Genomic DNA, 15876 nt, shown 5'->3' on the forward strand with positions numbered 1-15876 from the left:
ATTCAAAAAAGTATTCTCGAGGGATTCTTGGTGCTATACTAGAACTACCATAAAAGTAGAATGTGAGAAAGAAAGGAATCTATATGAAACTATTACTAAGAAATCAAGCATACAGAGTTTTGAGTTTATCACGATTTTTCAATGCTTTTGGAGCTTCCATTTTTAATTTAGTATTTGTGGTCTATGCCTCGACTTTGCCAGAGGCTTCTGTTGCCGTTGCCATGGCGAATGTTGTGATGATGCTTCCAACTCTTTTTACCGTTTTTGTGGGAATTCGGGCAGATTATACCAAGGACAAGGTCAAATGGATGACCTATGTCGGTTTATTTCAGGCAGTTTTATTTTTTCTAGCAGCCCTAGTTGTTCAGCAAGCTAGTTTCTTTGCCTTTTCGACCCTTTGCCTCATCAATGTCCTTAGTGATGTAGCCAGTGATTTTGCTGGTGGCTTGCGAATGCCTCTCGTTAAAGAAAAGGTAGCAGAGTCAGATCTGATGGAGGCCTATTCCTTTTCGCAGTTTATTACCTACATCTCTGCGATTGGCGGCCAAGCTTTTGGAGTTTGGCTATTAGGGGTGTCAACACAGAACTTTTCGCTCGTAGCGGGAATCAATGCCATATTTTTCCTAGTGTCAGCTCTCATTCTCTTTTTAGGAAGGGCTGAATTAAGCTTATCAACTCCACTTGTTGATAGTAAATCACTGAAAAATGAGAAACTTTCTATCAAAGATCAGTTTTTAACGATTTACCGAAACTTACGTCTCGTTTTTCTTAAAAGTGGACATAAAAACTTTGGTTTTATGCTCTTTGCTATCTTGATTATCAATGCTTTGGGTGGTGCCTTAGGTGGTATCTATAACATCTTCCTTTTAAATCATTCCTTACTGAATTTTTCCTACAAGGATGCCTTGTTTATCTTACAATTGATTACCTTATTAGCAGTTATCATCAGTAGCCTTACGGGCAATGATTATTTTGGGAAGCAATCTCTGCCTAGATTGATGATGTGGGTTACATTAGGAGCCAGTCTAGTTGGTCTATCTAATTTGTTAAACCAAGTCTTGCTCGGGATGCTTTTCGTCTTTTTTACCATGTATGTTTCTGGGAAAATTTCTCCAAAAATTAGTGCTCTGCTCATGAAAAATCTTGCTCCAGAGGTTCTCTCTCGTACCAGTAATTTTTTAGGTTTGTTGTTTACTCTATCCATACCAGTGGGGACAGCCTGTTTTTCACTGGTGGCAGTATGGGATATACAGTTAACATGGGCTCTGTTTGTTGGGCTTTCCTTGCTTGCGATTCTCCTAGCTAGTCTTAATCTCAAAAATGAAATTTAGGTGTTAGTCTTCTTTTCACACTGTCCCAATCCTCTCATTTATGGTAAAATAGGACTATTAAGTATAAAGAGGATTCTCTATGAAATTACAAAAACCAAAAGGAACGCAGGATATTTTACCTGCTGAGTCTGCCAAATGGCAGTACGTTGAAGGCTTTGCGCGTGAAATCTTCAAACGCTACAACTACGCAGAAGTACGCACCCCAATTTTTGAGCACTATGAAGTCATCAGTCGTTCTGTTGGAGACACAACTGATATCGTAACCAAGGAAATGTACGATTTTTACGACAAGGGGGACCGTCATATTACCCTCCGTCCAGAAGGAACTGCTCCAGTCGTTCGTTCTTATGTGGAAAACAAACTCTTCGCACCAGAAGTTCAAAAACCAAGTAAGTTCTACTACATGGGGCCAATGTTCCGCTATGAGCGCCCACAAGCAGGTCGTTTACGCCAATTCCACCAGATTGGTGTGGAGTGCTTTGGCTCTAGCAATCCAGCTACCGATGTGGAAACGATTGCGATGGCAGCCCACTTCTTGAAAGAAATTGGCATACAAGGTGTTAAATTGCACCTCAACACTCTTGGAAATCCCGAGAGCCGTGCGGCTTACCGTCAAGCCTTGATTGACTACTTAACACCGCTCAAGGAGACCTTGTCTAAGGATAGCCAACGTCGTTTGGAGGAAAATCCTCTTCGTGTCTTGGACTCGAAGGAAAAAGAAGACAAGGTAGCTGTGGAGAATGCACCATCTATCTTGGATTACCTGGATGCAGAAAGCCAAGCTCACTTTGATGCTGTTCGCCAGATGTTGGAAAATCTCGGAGTAGACTACATCATCGATACCAACATGGTGCGTGGTTTGGACTACTATAATCACACGATTTTTGAGTTTATCACAGAAATCGAGGGCAATGAATTGACAGTCTGTGCAGGTGGTCGCTATGATGGCTTAGTTGCCTACTTTGGCGGTCCTGAAACTGCTGGCTTTGGTTTTGGACTTGGTGTAGAGCGCCTGCTTCTCATCCTTGAAAAGCAAGGTGTGACTCTCCCTATCGAAAACGCCCTAGATGTTTATATCGCAGTCTTGGGAGAAGGAGCAAATGTTAAGGCCTTGGAATTAGTACAGGCTCTTCGCCAACAAGGTTTCAAAGCCGAGCGTGATTACCTCAACCGTAAACTCAAAGCTCAGTTTAAGTCAGCCGATGTTTTTGCTGCTAAGACTCTTATCACTCTTGGAGAGAGCGAGGTCGAAAGCGGACAAGTGACAGTTAAGAATAACCAAACTCGAGAAGAAGTTCAAGTTTCGCTTGGTGCTATCAGTCAAAACTTCTCAGAAATCTTTGAAAAACTAGAATTTTAATAGCAGATAAACTGGTCAGGATTTTACTCCTGACCGTTTTCTTTTGCAAAATGACAAAAATCTTAAACTTTTTGACAAAGATACTTGTCAAAAATAAAAAGATGTGTTACAATGAAATCAAGTTAAGAAAAGTATAGCAGAAAGGAACGATTATGTGGGCATTAGGATTTGTACCTCTTGTGATTATGTATTATATCTACCATTCCCAAAAGGTCAAGAAACTAGAGAATAAAATCAAAAAGTTTGAGCGAAAAGAGAAAGGAAATACAGAAATGTCAAGATTATTAAAAGAAATGATTGGGAGAACACCGGTCATCGTTGGACAATTATTTGGAACAGATAACTGGGAAGTTGTGGATGTTGATGAGGAATGGGTCAAGCTACGACGTGTAGATAAAAAGGGAAAAGAAAAATTCAAACTACAACGCATTGAGGATATCCAAACGATTCAATTTGACGGAAAGTAGGTGTGTAACATGCAACTAAAAAATCGTCTAAAAGAGCTTCGGGCTCGCGATGGTCTCAATCAAACCGACCTGGCCAAGCTAGCAGGTGTGTCCAGGCAGACCATTAGTCTACTGGAGCGAGATGAGTACACGCCATCCATCGTCATTGCCCTGAAGATTGCTCAGATATTCAATGAGCCTGTCGAGTCAGTCTTTCGCTTAGAGGAGGACGAGTGATGAACAAGTTTAAAGTGATTTATTACATGAGTGTTCTTGCCCTTTATGTGAATGCTTTTGCTATGATTGGAACCCTATTTGGTTGGGTTACTATCGTTGAAAGTAAATATCTCTTCTGGATAAATTTAGTTCTACTATTGGTCTTTAGATGGGTAGAGAGAAAGATAAAGTTTAAAGAGATCGTAAAAGGAGAAAAATTATGAAAGAATTTTTAGCAGGTTTTCAAGTAGATACTGAGAACAAAGAACTTGCCGGTGTTTGTGCAGGTCTAGGAAACTATTTTAACATCCAGACCAACGTCGTTCGTTTGGTGACAGTCTTGTTGTTTCTTTCTTCAACAGAGTTCGGTATTATAACAGTAGCTCTCTATGCTTATCTAGCAGGCTGGCTTGGCAATGAGCCATTAGGAGATGGAGCGAAAAAAGCAAGAAACCAAGCTATTCTCTTATTTGTTGTTTGTTTGCTTTTGGTGTCACTTGGAGCAGAGGGTTTGACAGCTATTTTTGAATCAGGTAAAACCTTTGGTCAGTGGTTGGCTGGATTGTTTTAGAAAGAGGTTGAAATATGGAAAAGAAACATATCATTTTTGCACTGAAGATTTTTCTTGCAAGTGCTTTATTAGGAATATTTGCTGGTTTCCTTGATCTTAATCCTTTAGGTATCACTCAAGCTCAAGTAGTCGTTGCATTGAAATCATTCTTTCTTGGTTTAGGGATGCTTACGGTGATTCTAACCTTTTATTTCACTAGAAAAAGCCATCAGGCCTATCAGAGTTATCAAAGAGAAGAGGAGGACGAAGAAAACGAACAAGACTACCTTGCCACGTATCGCTTCTTAGATTATGCTTCAGTAGCTTGGAATGTTTGCCAAATTTGTATGCTATCCTGTCTACTTTTAGGTTTGGGAGGTTTAGGCCTATCAGCAACATCCTTACTTTTGCTGGTTGTAGGTATCTGGTCGGGTGTTTACTGTCTCAAAATCACCAGCAAGATTCGTAACTACAAACTTTCTATTACGGCGACTCCCAAGGAAGTTTTGGACTACCTTGACACTTATGATGAGGGAGAAAAACAGGCTGAGATGGAAGAAGCTTACTTGATCTTGTTCAAGGTTAATCAGCTCCTCATTCCTGGTATCTATGTTGTCTTAGTAGTTTTATCTGTGGTATTGGGACAAGTACAGTTGGTGGCTCTACTCGTGGCAGTTGTCATCCATATGTACATGAATGTGGCACAATTGCGCAAAACAAAACGTTATTTCAAATAGGAGAATATTATGAAAACACTTAAAAATATCGGCTGGTATAGCCTTGCTTTCTTATCATTTATTATGGTCTATAGTTTTATTCAGGGCATAGCTCAGGTTGCTCTCGGCGCAGGCGCACCTATTTATGGTGTTCTTCCACTTTATATTTTATTAGCAGGCGCATACTGTTATTTTGTCTATAAGTGGTATAAGATGTCACCTGTAACGATTGGAACAACTGGACTCAATCGATACATCTGGTTGCCTGCCTTGGTATGGTTTCTTGTCATTATTGCTCAATTCTTTTTGCCAGAAGATCCATCTGCCAATCAACAGATTATCACTGAATTGGCCTTAAGACAACCAATTTTCTCTTTCTTTTTAATTGTTGTTTTTGCCCCTCTGACAGAAGAGCTTATTTTTCGAGGAATGCTGGCTTGCTTCCTCTTCCCGAGACAGGATAATGTTAAGCAGACTACTCTCTTTCTACTAGTAACAAGCATCATTTTTGCACTTGTTCATTTCCCTGGCACTCCTCAACAATTCCTAGTGTATGGTTCCCTAGGTTTGAGCTTGGGTTTAGCTTATGTCAGCAAAGGTGGTTTGGCATATAGCATTGCTTTACATGCTTTAAATAATTTAATCGGATTTTTAATGATTCTCATGCTATAATAGACTCAGGAGGAAGTCATGAAACGAGTACTATTATTAGCAGTGATTCAGGCAGTTGTTCTCTTCTTCATTATTGGAGTGCTTGCCTATGCTTTTAAAGGGGATTTCTTTTATAACCATCTAGCAGTTATCTTTGCACCAATCGCAGGTATTATGCGATTTGCGACAGCCTATGCAACGGAGATTGTTCTCCCTAAAAAGGCTGCAGAGATTGCGGAAAAGCGTAAAAAATAAAGAAATACCAAGTAAAATAAGATCCAGCGAATGACTTTGCTGGATTTTTTCATTTATAAGAGGAAACTCTCAACTTTTCTGATGATTTTCATGAAGAGCCTGCGCTTTTATGGTAAAATAGTAACAGAATAAAAGAGGAGAGAAAACATGAAACGTAGTATGTATGCTGGTCGTGTTCGTGAGGAGCACATCGGACAAGAAATTACCTTGAAAGGCTGGGTTGCACGTCGTCGTGACCTTGGTGGTTTGATCTTTATCGATCTTCGTGACCGTGAAGGAATCATGCAGTTGGTTATCAATCCAGAAAAAGTATCTGCAGAGGTGATGGCAACAGCTGAAAGCCTTCGTAGTGAATTTGTCATCGAGGTGACTGGTCAAGTTGCTGCACGTGAGCAGGCCAATGACAAGTTGGCGACTGGAGCAGTTGAACTGAATGTAACAGCTCTTACTGTACTTAATACAGCCAAAACAACACCATTTGAAATCAAGGATGGCATTGAAGCAAACGATGATACACGTCTACGTTACCGTTACCTTGACCTTCGTCGTCCAGAAATGTTGGAAAACCTTAAACTTCGTGCCAAGGTAACACATTCTATCCGTAACTACTTGGATGAGTTGGAATTTATCGATGTGGAAACACCATTCCTTTCTAAGTCAACACCAGAAGGGGCGCGTGACTATTTGGTGCCATCTCGTGTTAATAAAGGGCATTTCTATGCTCTTCCTCAAAGTCCGCAGATTACAAAACAGTTGTTGATGAATGCGGGATTTGACCGTTATTACCAAATCGTCAAATGTTTCCGTGACGAAGACTTGCGTGGTGACCGCCAACCTGAGTTTACTCAGGTCGACTTGGAAACTTCATTCTTGACTGAGCAAGAAATCCAAGACATCACAGAAGGCTTGATTGCGCGCGTGATGAAGGAAACAAAAGGCATCGAAGTAACACTGCCATTCCCTCGAATGAAGTATGATAATGCCATGGCTCTTTATGGTTCTGACAAGCCTGATACTCGTTTTGAAATGTTGCTTCAAGACTTGACAGATCTTGTCAAGGGTGTAGATTTCAAAGTCTTCTCAGAAGCTCCTGCGGTTAAAGCCATTGTAGTTAAAGGCGCAGCAGACAACTACTCTCGTAAAGATATTGACAAGATGACAGAAGTAGCCAAGCAGTATGGGGCTAAAGGTCTTGCTTGGGTCAAGGTAGTTGATGGAGAATTAAATGGACCAGTTGCGAAATTCTTGACTGGTATCCAGTCTGATTTGACAGCAGCACTTGGTCTTGAAGATAAGGACTTGGTTCTCTTTGTTGCTGATACGCTTGAAGTAGCCAATGCAACACTTGGAGCCCTTCGTGGACGTATTGCTAAAGAACTGGGCTTGATTGATCAGGATACATTCAACTTCCTTTGGGTTGTTGACTGGCCAATGTTTGAATGGTCTGAAGAAGAAGGTCGTTATATGAGTGCCCACCATCCATTTACCCTTCCTCAAGCAGAAACTACTCATGAGCTTGAAGGTGATTTGGCTAAGGTTCGTGCTATTGCTTACGATATCGTCTTGAACGGTTATGAGCTTGGTGGTGGTAGTCTTCGTATCAACCAAAAAGAACTTCAAGAACGTATGTTCAAAGCTCTTGGCTTCTCAGCTGAAGAAGCAAATGACCAGTTTGGTTTCCTTTTGGAAGCTATGGACTATGGCTTCCCACCACACGGTGGTTTGGCTATCGGTCTTGACCGTTTTGTCATGTTGCTCGCTGGAGAAGAAAATATTCGCGAAGTCATTGCCTTTCCTAAGAACAATAAGGCAACTGACCCAATGACGCAAGCACCATCAACAGTAGCTCTTAAACAACTAGAGGAACTTAATCTACAAGTAGAACAAGATGAAACAAACGAAACTAACTAAAAAGTGGAATCATTATCTTCGCCGCTTTGCTTATCGAGTAAAGATTTTGCGTGTTTTACAAAGTATTTCTCGAGAAAAATACGATGAAAAAATCTCAGCTTCTCTGGTATATGGTTTTCTATCAGCAGTAGCCGTCAATTTCTTCTTCCAACCAGGGCACGTTTATTCAAGTGGTGCGACAGGTTTGGCCCAGATTATATCTGCCCTTAGTAACCACTGGTTTGGTTTTCATTTTCCGATTTCGGTAGCATTTTATGCCATCAATATTCCTCTCATGATTTTGGCTTGGTATCAAATTGGACATAAGTTCACAATTTTTACCTTTATCACGGTATCTATGAGCTCACTCTTTATCCAGTTTGTGCCGGTGGTGGTCTTAACAGAGGATCCCATCATCAATGCCCTTTTTGGGGGTGTTGTCATGGGACTGGGAATCGGCTTTGCTTTACGTCATAACATCTCCAGTGGTGGAACAGATATTGTCAGCCTAACCATTCGTAAGAAGACTGGTCGTAACGTCGGAAGTATCTCTTTCTTGGTCAATGGTACAATTATGCTGATTGCTGGAGTGACCTTTGGTTGGAAATATGCCCTTTATTCCATGATTACCATCTTTGTATCAAGTCGTGTGACAGATGCAGTTTTCACCAAACAAAAACGCATGCAGGCTATGATTGTCACTAGCAATCCAGATGCCGTCATTGAGAAGATCCATAATAAATTGCATCGTGGAGCAACCATGATCCATGATGCTGAAGGAACTTATAACCACGAACGTAAGGCTGTTTTGATTACGGTTATCACTCGTGCAGAGTTCAATGATTTTAAACTGATCATGAAGCAAGTTGATCCAACAGCCTTTGTTTCTGTTTCAGAAAATGTTCATATCCTAGGCCGATTTGTTGAAGTCGAAAACTGATCAATTATAAAAATAGATTACAAAAAACCAACTCTAAGCAAAAAATGTTAGAGTTGGTTTTTCTTATTTTTCAATGATTTCATGTGCAATCACTTGACGATAGCAGATTTGACGATTATCTTTGACATCATTGATGATTTGAAGAATCGTCTCAAACGAAGTGCGGCCGAGAGCAAGACTATTAATATTGACATAGGCCGCTAGGTTTAATCTTGGATTAACAGAGTCAAAGCTGAGAACAGGGACATTAAGCTGATGTTCATTGAGGTAGTTACAAACACCTTCAGCTAAGAGGCTATCTGTTGTGATAACAGCATCGGTTTTTGGATCGTATTCAAAAAGTTGTTTGCTAAATTTATATCCCTTTTCTTCAAGAAATTCATCTGCAAAGAAAGTACGATGACTATCAAGAGGTAGATTGTGTTCTTGAAGGGCTTGCTCGTAACCTCTTAGACGATCCTGGGTAACGTAGAGTTTCTTGGTACCACCGATGAAAGCAATGCGGCTGCATCCTTTTTTGATGAAGTATTCTGTCGCATCAAAACCAGCTTGAATATTATCATTGTCAACAAGCGAAATGAAGGGTGATAGTGATTTCCCAAGGATGAGGAAGGGAAATTGTTCTTCAGTAACGAGTTTAACCAAGGGGTCATTTTCTTGGGCATACAAGAAGATAAGACCGTCTACACGCTTTCCATAGACCATCTGTGAAATTGCATTTAAGCGCTCTTTTTCGTCTTTTCCAGTTGCAATCTGGATAGCATAGTGATTTTCTGAAGCAATTTGTGCAATTCCTCTAAGGACAGAAGGGAAGAAAGGATTTTGATAGAAAACGTCTGAATCATCTGGAAGAACCAAGCCGATAACCTGGGTATAACTACTAACCAGGCTTCGGGCATTGAGGTTAGGATGGTAGTTGAGTTCTTTCATAGCCTTTCGAACTCGTTTTTTAGTTTCATCACTAATGGTTGATTTGTTTTGAATAACACGGGTTACGGTTGAGGGTGAGACCCCTGCAGCCTTGGCCACGTCTTTAATCGTAACAGGCATAATAATCTCCTACTTATGGTAGTCTGGATCACGGAAATGCGTTTTGTAAAAGATAGTGACCAGGTATAGAACAAATAAAATATTTTGAACAGTAATCAAAGTTGCCATGTTTTGCCCCAAGAGACCGAGAATCATAGCAAGTAAGGTTGGTAATCCTAAACAGTTCAAAATGAAATGATAGCACTCTTTGTAGCTTTTAAATGAAAAGAGACGCGATTTTTTCGTGAAGTAGAGCAAGAGGCTAGCACCTAAAGCAACAATAAAAAAATTAAGTCCAAAGAGGAAGCTAGAACCAAGCACAAGAAAGAGACTAACATAGACGCGATTCTGTTGATACCAGTCTTTAGAAATGGCTTGTGTTAAGCTTTCCTTGCTTTGGAAGCTCTCAGTCGTTATCGCGTGATAGCGAATGCTGGTCAATTCTTTTCCTTGCTTACTGATGATGAGTTTCTCAGGTTCAAAGTTCAGAAGTAATTCCTCAGGGAAGTTTGAACTAGAAGGGTCTCCGATTTGGATAGAAGCTTGATGAGGAGATGAACCTGTATAGCTCAACTTACCATCTACAATCTTTGCATTGGCAGCCAAATCCTGAACTACACTATCCGTCAAAGGAGTGTAGACATCATCGATGAAAGTTTCTAAAGGATAAGTTTCCTGAGAACTGTTCTGGATGGCAATAGGGACCATAGACAAGCTAATCAGGAAAATACTGGTAAAAATCAGTTGAAACCAGTTGAGACCAAAACGTTGAGATAGGGGCTTACGAAATCCCCAAATACTATTAAAATAAGAAAATGGATATGGTAACATAAATCTCTTTCTATAGGCACTTTTCTATACGAGTATTATATAGAGAAATGTTTTTTATTTCAAGCGGGGATAGTAGAATCCTTGGTAAAAGTGAATGTTTGTTATGATTCGTCCACTAACTAACAAGGTAATCTCAGCAAGCTCTTGTTTCTCACCAGACAATCGATGTACAAGGTCAAAAATGAAAAAGGGTGGCGGGGGGGTATATTACCCCTTGTCGCCACCGCTTGTAAGTCCTGAAACGAAGTTCTTTTGCAAGAAGAAGAAAAGTGTACAGATTGGAAGGGCGATGAGGATAGCACCTGCTGAGAAGTAGGCAATCTTCATGTTCTTCACATTGCTAACGAAGGTCTGTAGACCAACGGCAACTGTAAAGTATTCTTTTTCACGAAGCAAGAAACTAGAGAGGATATAGTCTCCGAAAGGTCCCATGAAGGCCCAGAGTGCTTGTACAGCAACCATTGGACGAACAAGAGGGAGAACGATTTGCCAGAAGCGGCGGAAATGTCCTGCACCATCAAGTTTTGCAGACTCATCAAGAGACATTGGCACGGTGTCAAAGTAACCTTTCATCAACCAAGCATTCATAGGGATACCTCCACCAACGTAGAGGAAGATGAGGAACCAGCTATGGTTAAGGGCATTCAACATGAGGGCCATAACGAAGAAGGCAGTCAAAGCAGCCATTGTAGGCACCATTTGGATAATCAAGAAGAAGACCAAACTTTGTTTACGAGCCAAGAAGTTGTAACGGCTATAGGCATAACCAGCAAGTACGATAATACTTGTTTGTACAACCATAGTGATCAAAGCGATGATCAAAGTGTTGAGGTACCATGTACCGTACAAGGTTTCTGTAAAGAGCCCTTTGAAGTTATCAAAATTGAAGTCGATGTTAGTATCGAGTTTAAAGGCTGCGACGTTACCTGCCTTGAAGGCTGACATGATAGTAATCAACAGTGGATAGATAATCACGATTGAAAGGCCAATCAAGTAGAGGTAAGTAAGGGTTTGAGTCAGTCTACGTTTGAGTTTGATTGAGTTATTCATCTTAGACGTCCTCCATATCAAATGCGTGTAGTTTCTTGAATGCAATCATAGAGATTGAGATGACAATGATAGAGATAATCAAGGTAACAGCTGCCGCCATAGAGTATTGAGGAGATGTACCCGTTGTCAAACGGTAGATCCATGAGATCAAGATATCGGTTGAACCAGCTCCACCACCGACACTACCAGGACCACCGCCATTGAAGAGGTACATGATAGAGAAGTTGTTGAAGTTGAAGGTGTATTGGCTGATCAAAGTAGGTGCCGCAACAGCCAAGATCATTGGGAAAGTGATGTTGCGGAATTTTTGCCAAGCGTTTGCACCGTCGATATAAGCTGCTTCATACAAGTCGTTTGGAATAGACTGTAGGATACCGAGAGTAAGGACATAGATATAAGGGAATCCAAGCCAACCTTGCATCATAATCAAGGCAACCTTAGTCCAAGTAGGGTCTGTTTTCCAAGGGATAAGAGCTCCATCGAGGAATGGAAGAACCTTAGCAAAGAGAGGGATAACTTGGGTATTGATAGCACCAACACTATCGTTGAACATGTTTGAGAATGTCAAGATAGTGATGAAGGCTGGAACCGCCCAAGGCAGAAGGAAGATAACACCAAAGATACGTTTTCCTTTGATAAATGGTTGGTTAGCAATGATAGCTGTGAAGATACCAATTACGATTTGTAAAGTAGAAGCTGCCAAAGCCCAAATGATAGTCCAAGAAAGAACAGAACCAAAGGCAGAACGGAAGGTACTCAAGCTCCAAATGTTTGTAAAGTTTGTCAAACCAACCCAGTCCAACAATTTGTTTGGTGGCAAGTGTTGGAAGTCGTAGTTGGTAAAGGCAATCATCAAGGTTACGATAACTGGGAAGATAATCGCAAAAGTCATGGCAATGTAAGATGGAATGATCAAGAGGTAAGGGAAACCATTTTCATAGATTCCTTTGACCATTTCTTTAAAGGTAAGTGCTACTGGAATACCATTATTAATTTGTTTGGCAGTTGTATGAGCATCTTTGATATTTGCGAAATAAAAGAGTACATAAACAACTACAAAGATTAAATGGAAGGCACCGCGAATCAACATAAAGAGGGAATTGTCACGACCTGGTTTGTCACCAAGAGTGATGAGATTGCTCAATTCAGGGGCTGCAAGTGCTAGGAAATAAAGGACAAATACGATGGTTACACCAAGGAAGATAAAACCTTTGGCTTTTTGTTTATTGTAAATCTGCCCTAACCCAGGAATGATAGACAGCAGGGCTGCTTTACTAGGTTGTTGCTTTTCCATAATAACTCCTTTCATAGGATACTGCTTTTTTATAAGAAAGCTAAATTATTTGTGTCTCTATTGATAAATTCAAAGGGGGATTTGATTTCCACCCCCCTTGAACAAATTTTTTATTCACCAAATTTTTGTTTGATTGTTTCTTTGATCAATGTTACAGCATCGTTTGCAGCTGTCTTAGCATCTTTCTTACCACTTACAGCTTCAAATAGCATTGTTTTAGCTGGGTCCCAAACAGCTGACATTTGAGAGATGTTTGGCATTGGTTGAGCGTTCTTGAACTGTTTGATAACAGCTGTTGTCAACTCATCGTTTTTACCTTCAGCGTATGAACGAGCCTCAGTGTTAGCTGGGATTTCGTTAGTTGTATCGTAGAAGGCTTTTTGTTCTTCAGTTGAAACAAGGAAGTCTACAAATTTTTGAGCAGCTTCAAGGTTCTTAGTGCTTGATGGGATGATCCAAGCTTTACCACCACCGAATGCTGCGTAGTCTTTTCCGTTTGGAAGAGTTGGGATAGTTGCAACACCGTAGTTTACTTTAGCATCTTTGAAGGCTTGAGCTTTCCAAGGTCCATCGATGATAGCGGCTGTTTTACCTTCTTGGAATTGAGTTTGGATTAGGTTTCCAGCTCCTTCCGTATCTTGCATACCTTTAGGCCATTTTTCGTACCAAGATTTAGCGTAGTTGATACCTGTGATAGCTCCATCGTTTGCAAGACCGATGTCTTTAGCGTCTTTACCGTTTTGGCCAAATACATAACCGCCGTTACCAGCAAGAAGTCCGTATGCATAGTAGAAGTTTGTCCAGTCAGCTAGGAAGGCAGTAGTTTTTCCATCTTCTCCAGCGAATGCGTATTTGCTATCTTTAGCAAGGTTTTCTAAGTCAGCAAATGTTTTTGGAGCATCTTTCACCAAGTCTTTGTTGTAGTACATAACAAGTGACTCGATAACGGCAGGGGCACCGTAAACTTTACCGTCAGCAGCTGTTACAAGAGATTTAGTTTTATCATCTGTTTTAGCACCGTCGCTCAATTTCACTTCTGAAAGTTGTCCGTCTTTACCAAGGCTACCTACTCGGTCGTATGGTGCCATCATAACGTCAGCAGCTTTACCAGATTGGTTATCTAGAGAAAGGTTATCGAGACCACCCATTTGGTCTCCTGTTTTGATAGTAACTTTTACTCCAGCTTCTTTTTCGTAAGCTTGTGCAGCTGATTCAGCAAATGCTTTATATTGGTCTTCAACGTATAAAGTAAGTTCTTTACCTTCAGATGAACCAGAATCAGCAGGCTTATCAGCAGTTTTGCTTCCGCAAGCTACCAAAAGCAAGCTAGCAAGAGTAGCAGTACCAAGTACAGCTGCGCTCTTCATGAATTTAGTTGACATAGTGTATTCCTCCTAAAGAATAACAAATTTTATAGTCTAGGGAACGCAAACGTTTTCCCTTATGACCTTAGTATAGCACAAACAGAAAACGGTTGCAAGTATTTTTTTGAAAAAAAATTAAAAAGCTTGTTACTGGCTAATTCCTAAAATTGTTCGTATAATAGAAGAGAAAGATGTAATCGTGTAAATTTCGATTCAAAAATAATTGAAGGGAAACGATTGCATGATTAGGATGGTGATTAAAAGGGTATTGAAAATAAGAATATAGTAACTTGAAAGTTTGTCAAAAAAGATTAAACAATAAAAAGTTTTTTTAAAAACGCTTGCATTTATTTTAGAAATGGGTTATACTTTACATAGCGCAAACGTTTGCGCACAAATTTGAACAATTAATTAAAAAACACTTGAGGTGCTATTATGAAGAAACGTCAAAGTGGTGTGTTGATGCACATCTCATCACTTCCAGGAGCTTACGGAATCGGATCATTTGGTCAAAGCGCCTATGATTTCGTTGACTTCTTGGTTCGTACAAAGCAACGTTACTGGCAAATCCTTCCTTTAGGAACAACCAGCTACGGAGATTCTCCTTATCAATCTTTCTCAGCCTTTGCTGGAAACACTCATTTTATCGATCTTGATATTTTGGTAGAGCAAGGCTTATTAGAAGCAGGTGATCTTGAGGGAGTAGACTTCGGTAGCAACCCAACTGAAGTTGACTACGCTAAAATTTACTATGCACGTCGTCCCCTTCTAGAAAAAGCAGTTAAACGTTTCCTTGAAGCTGGAGATGTCAAAGATTTTGAAAGATTTGCTCAAGAGAACCAATCATGGCTTGAACTTTTTGCAGAGTATATGGCTATCAAAGAGCATTTTGATAACCTTGCTTGGACAGAGTGGCCTGATGCAGATATTCGTGCGCGTAAAGCTTCTGCTCTTGAAAGCTACCGTGAACAATTGGCAGACAAACTTGTTTTCCACCGCGTAACCCAATATCTCTTCTTCCAACAATGGTTGAAATTGAAAGCATACGCTAACGAAAACCACATCGAGATTGTGGGGGATATGCCAATCTATGTTGCTGAAGATTCAAGCGATATGTGGGCAAATCCACACCTCTTTAAAACTGATGAAAACGGAAAAGCAACTTGCATCGCAGGATGCCCACCAGATGAGTTTTCTGCGACTGGTCAGCTTTGGGGTAACCCAATCTATGACTGGGAAGCAATGGATCGCGATGGTTATAAATGGTGGATTGAACGCTTGCGTGAAAGCTTTAAGATTTACGACATCGTGCGTATTGACCACTTCCGTGGATTTGAGTCTTACTGGGAAATCCCTGCGGGTTCTGAAACAGCAGCACCTGGTAAATGGGTGAAAGGACCTGACTACAAACTTTTTGCGGCGGTTAAAGAAGAACTTGGTGACTTGAACATCATCGCAGAAGACCTTGGATTTATGACTGATGAAGTCATCGAGCTTCGTGAGCGCACTGGATTCCCAGGAATGAAAGTCCTTCAATTTGCTTTCAATCCAGAACACGAAAGTATCGACAGCCCACACTTGGCACCAGCAAACTCAGTTATGTATACAGGAACACACGATAACAACACTGTTCTTGGTTGGTACCGTGATGAAATTGATGATCCAACTCGTGAGTACATGGCTCGTTACACAAACCGTAAAGAGTACGAAACAGTGGTGCATGCTATGCTTCGTACAGCTTTCGCATCAGTAAGTTTCATGACGATTGCTACTATGCAAGATTTGCTAGAGTTGGATGGTTCAGCTCGTATGAACTTCCCATCTACTCTTGGTGGAAACTGGTCATGGCGTATGACAGAGGATCAATTGACTCCTGCTGTTGAAGAAACTTTGCTTGACTTGACTACAATTTATCGCCGTATCAATGAAAATTTGGTAGAATTAAAGAAATAA

At 40.6% G+C, this 15876-nt stretch carries 16 protein-coding genes and 1 pseudogene; 12 read left to right on the forward strand and 5 right to left on the reverse strand.

What is annotated here, in order from left to right; translation table 11 throughout:
- The first annotated feature begins 83 nt into the window (after positions 1-83).
- The 11 genes and pseudogenes from ADH90_RS10120 (at position 84) to ADH90_RS10170 (ending at position 8355) form a co-directional block, all read left to right on the forward strand.
- A complete protein-coding gene (locus ADH90_RS10120) occupies positions 84-1331 on the forward strand; it encodes a transporter (RefSeq protein WP_049531165.1) in 1248 nt (415 codons plus the stop codon).
- Positions 1332-1410: 79 nt separating this feature from the next.
- Positions 1411-2691, forward strand: coding sequence for a histidine--tRNA ligase (gene hisS / locus ADH90_RS10125; protein WP_049531166.1), 1281 nt, complete (start codon positions 1411-1413; stop codon positions 2689-2691).
- Positions 2691-3158: pseudogene (locus tag ADH90_RS11755) on the forward strand (hypothetical protein). Before hisS ends, ADH90_RS11755 begins: the two are co-directional and overlap by 1 nt.
- A 9-nt stretch (positions 3159-3167) precedes the next feature.
- Positions 3168-3374: a helix-turn-helix transcriptional regulator gene (locus ADH90_RS10135; RefSeq protein ID WP_049531168.1), complete on the forward strand. Its 207-nt coding sequence runs from the start codon at positions 3168-3170 to the stop codon at positions 3372-3374.
- Positions 3374-3577 (forward strand): hypothetical protein, encoded by a 204-nt coding sequence (locus ADH90_RS10140; RefSeq protein ID WP_049531169.1) that lies wholly within the window; start codon positions 3374-3376, stop codon positions 3575-3577. The genes ADH90_RS10135 and ADH90_RS10140 overlap by 1 nt, the downstream gene beginning before the upstream one ends.
- The gene (locus ADH90_RS10145) at positions 3574-3924 is read left to right on the forward strand and encodes a PspC domain-containing protein (protein WP_049531170.1); all 351 of its coding nucleotides are present in this window, start codon (positions 3574-3576) and stop codon (positions 3922-3924) included. Before ADH90_RS10140 ends, ADH90_RS10145 begins: the two co-directional genes overlap by 4 nt.
- 14 nt (positions 3925-3938) lie before the next feature.
- Complete coding sequence (locus ADH90_RS10150; RefSeq protein WP_049496763.1) at positions 3939-4640, forward strand: DUF3169 family protein; 702 nt, start codon at positions 3939-3941, stop codon at positions 4638-4640.
- A 9-nt stretch (positions 4641-4649) separates the two neighbouring features.
- Positions 4650-5291: a CPBP family intramembrane glutamic endopeptidase gene (locus ADH90_RS10155; protein ID WP_049531171.1), complete on the forward strand. Its 642-nt coding sequence runs from the start codon at positions 4650-4652 to the stop codon at positions 5289-5291.
- Positions 5292-5309: 18 nt separating this feature from the next.
- Positions 5310-5525: a hypothetical protein gene (locus tag ADH90_RS10160; protein ID WP_049531172.1), complete on the forward strand. Its 216-nt coding sequence runs from the start codon at positions 5310-5312 to the stop codon at positions 5523-5525.
- A 147-nt stretch (positions 5526-5672) separates the two neighbouring features.
- Entirely contained in the window at positions 5673-7436 is a 1764-nt protein-coding gene (gene aspS, locus ADH90_RS10165) for an aspartate--tRNA ligase (RefSeq protein WP_049531173.1), read from the forward strand.
- Positions 7414-8355, forward strand: a complete 942-nt coding sequence (locus ADH90_RS10170; RefSeq protein WP_049502826.1) for a YitT family protein — start codon at positions 7414-7416, stop codon at positions 8353-8355. Before aspS ends, ADH90_RS10170 begins: the two co-directional genes overlap by 23 nt.
- Before the next feature lie 63 nt (positions 8356-8418).
- On the opposite strand, the gene ADH90_RS10175 is transcribed toward ADH90_RS10170, so the two are convergent.
- From ADH90_RS10175 to ADH90_RS10195, 5 genes are all read right to left on the reverse strand, one after another.
- Positions 8419-9405 carry a LacI family DNA-binding transcriptional regulator gene (locus ADH90_RS10175; RefSeq protein WP_049531174.1) on the reverse strand — a complete coding sequence of 329 codons (987 nt, stop codon included), beginning with the start codon at positions 9403-9405 and terminating at the stop codon, positions 8419-8421.
- Between the two features lie 9 nt (positions 9406-9414).
- Complete coding sequence (locus tag ADH90_RS10180; RefSeq protein WP_049531175.1) at positions 9415-10215, reverse strand: DUF1189 domain-containing protein; 801 nt, start codon at positions 10213-10215, stop codon at positions 9415-9417.
- Between the two features lie 207 nt (positions 10216-10422).
- On the reverse strand, positions 10423-11265 hold the full coding sequence (locus tag ADH90_RS10185; RefSeq protein ID WP_049531176.1) for a sugar ABC transporter permease: 843 nt from the start codon (positions 11263-11265) through the stop codon (positions 10423-10425).
- 1 nt (position 11266) lies between these two features.
- A complete protein-coding gene (locus ADH90_RS10190) occupies positions 11267-12559 on the reverse strand; it encodes a sugar ABC transporter permease (protein WP_049531177.1) in 1293 nt (430 codons plus the stop codon).
- 110 nt (positions 12560-12669) lie between these two features.
- Positions 12670-13941 carry an extracellular solute-binding protein gene (locus tag ADH90_RS10195; protein ID WP_049531178.1) on the reverse strand — a complete coding sequence of 424 codons (1272 nt, stop codon included), beginning with the start codon at positions 13939-13941 and terminating at the stop codon, positions 12670-12672.
- 417 nt (positions 13942-14358) lie between these two features.
- Between ADH90_RS10195 and malQ the strand changes: the two genes are divergently transcribed.
- Positions 14359-15876 (forward strand): 4-alpha-glucanotransferase, encoded by a 1518-nt coding sequence (malQ, locus tag ADH90_RS10200; protein WP_049531179.1) that lies wholly within the window; start codon positions 14359-14361, stop codon positions 15874-15876.

The organism is Streptococcus pseudopneumoniae, assembly GCF_001073085.1.
Classification (GTDB): Bacteria; Bacillota; Bacilli; order Lactobacillales; family Streptococcaceae; genus Streptococcus; species Streptococcus pseudopneumoniae_M.

What these genes read in the sequence shown, in the direction of transcription:
- ADH90_RS10170 (WP_049502826.1), top strand. Translation starts at nt 7,414, where the DNA reads ATGAAACAAACGAAACTAACTAAAAAGTGGAATCATTATCTTCGCCGC.
- ADH90_RS10190 (WP_049531177.1), bottom strand. Translation starts at nt 12,559, where the DNA reads ATGGAAAAGCAACAACCTAGTAAAGCAGCCCTGCTGTCTATCATTCCT.
- ADH90_RS10145 (WP_049531170.1), top strand. Translation starts at nt 3,574, where the DNA reads ATGAAAGAATTTTTAGCAGGTTTTCAAGTAGATACTGAGAACAAAGAA.
- ADH90_RS10185 (WP_049531176.1), bottom strand. Translation starts at nt 11,265, where the DNA reads ATGAATAACTCAATCAAACTCAAACGTAGACTGACTCAAACCCTTACT.
- ADH90_RS10195 (WP_049531178.1), bottom strand. Translation starts at nt 13,941, where the DNA reads ATGTCAACTAAATTCATGAAGAGCGCAGCTGTACTTGGTACTGCTACT.
- hisS (WP_049531166.1), top strand. Translation starts at nt 1,411, where the DNA reads ATGAAATTACAAAAACCAAAAGGAACGCAGGATATTTTACCTGCTGAG.
- malQ (WP_049531179.1), top strand. Translation starts at nt 14,359, where the DNA reads ATGAAGAAACGTCAAAGTGGTGTGTTGATGCACATCTCATCACTTCCA.
- ADH90_RS10155 (WP_049531171.1), top strand. Translation starts at nt 4,650, where the DNA reads ATGAAAACACTTAAAAATATCGGCTGGTATAGCCTTGCTTTCTTATCA.
- ADH90_RS10140 (WP_049531169.1), top strand. Translation starts at nt 3,374, where the DNA reads ATGAACAAGTTTAAAGTGATTTATTACATGAGTGTTCTTGCCCTTTAT.
- ADH90_RS10150 (WP_049496763.1), top strand. Translation starts at nt 3,939, where the DNA reads ATGGAAAAGAAACATATCATTTTTGCACTGAAGATTTTTCTTGCAAGT.
- aspS (WP_049531173.1), top strand. Translation starts at nt 5,673, where the DNA reads ATGAAACGTAGTATGTATGCTGGTCGTGTTCGTGAGGAGCACATCGGA.
- ADH90_RS10135 (WP_049531168.1), top strand. Translation starts at nt 3,168, where the DNA reads ATGCAACTAAAAAATCGTCTAAAAGAGCTTCGGGCTCGCGATGGTCTC.
- ADH90_RS10175 (WP_049531174.1), bottom strand. Translation starts at nt 9,405, where the DNA reads ATGCCTGTTACGATTAAAGACGTGGCCAAGGCTGCAGGGGTCTCACCC.
- ADH90_RS10180 (WP_049531175.1), bottom strand. Translation starts at nt 10,215, where the DNA reads ATGTTACCATATCCATTTTCTTATTTTAATAGTATTTGGGGATTTCGT.
- ADH90_RS10160 (WP_049531172.1), top strand. Translation starts at nt 5,310, where the DNA reads ATGAAACGAGTACTATTATTAGCAGTGATTCAGGCAGTTGTTCTCTTC.
- ADH90_RS10120 (WP_049531165.1), top strand. Translation starts at nt 84, where the DNA reads ATGAAACTATTACTAAGAAATCAAGCATACAGAGTTTTGAGTTTATCA.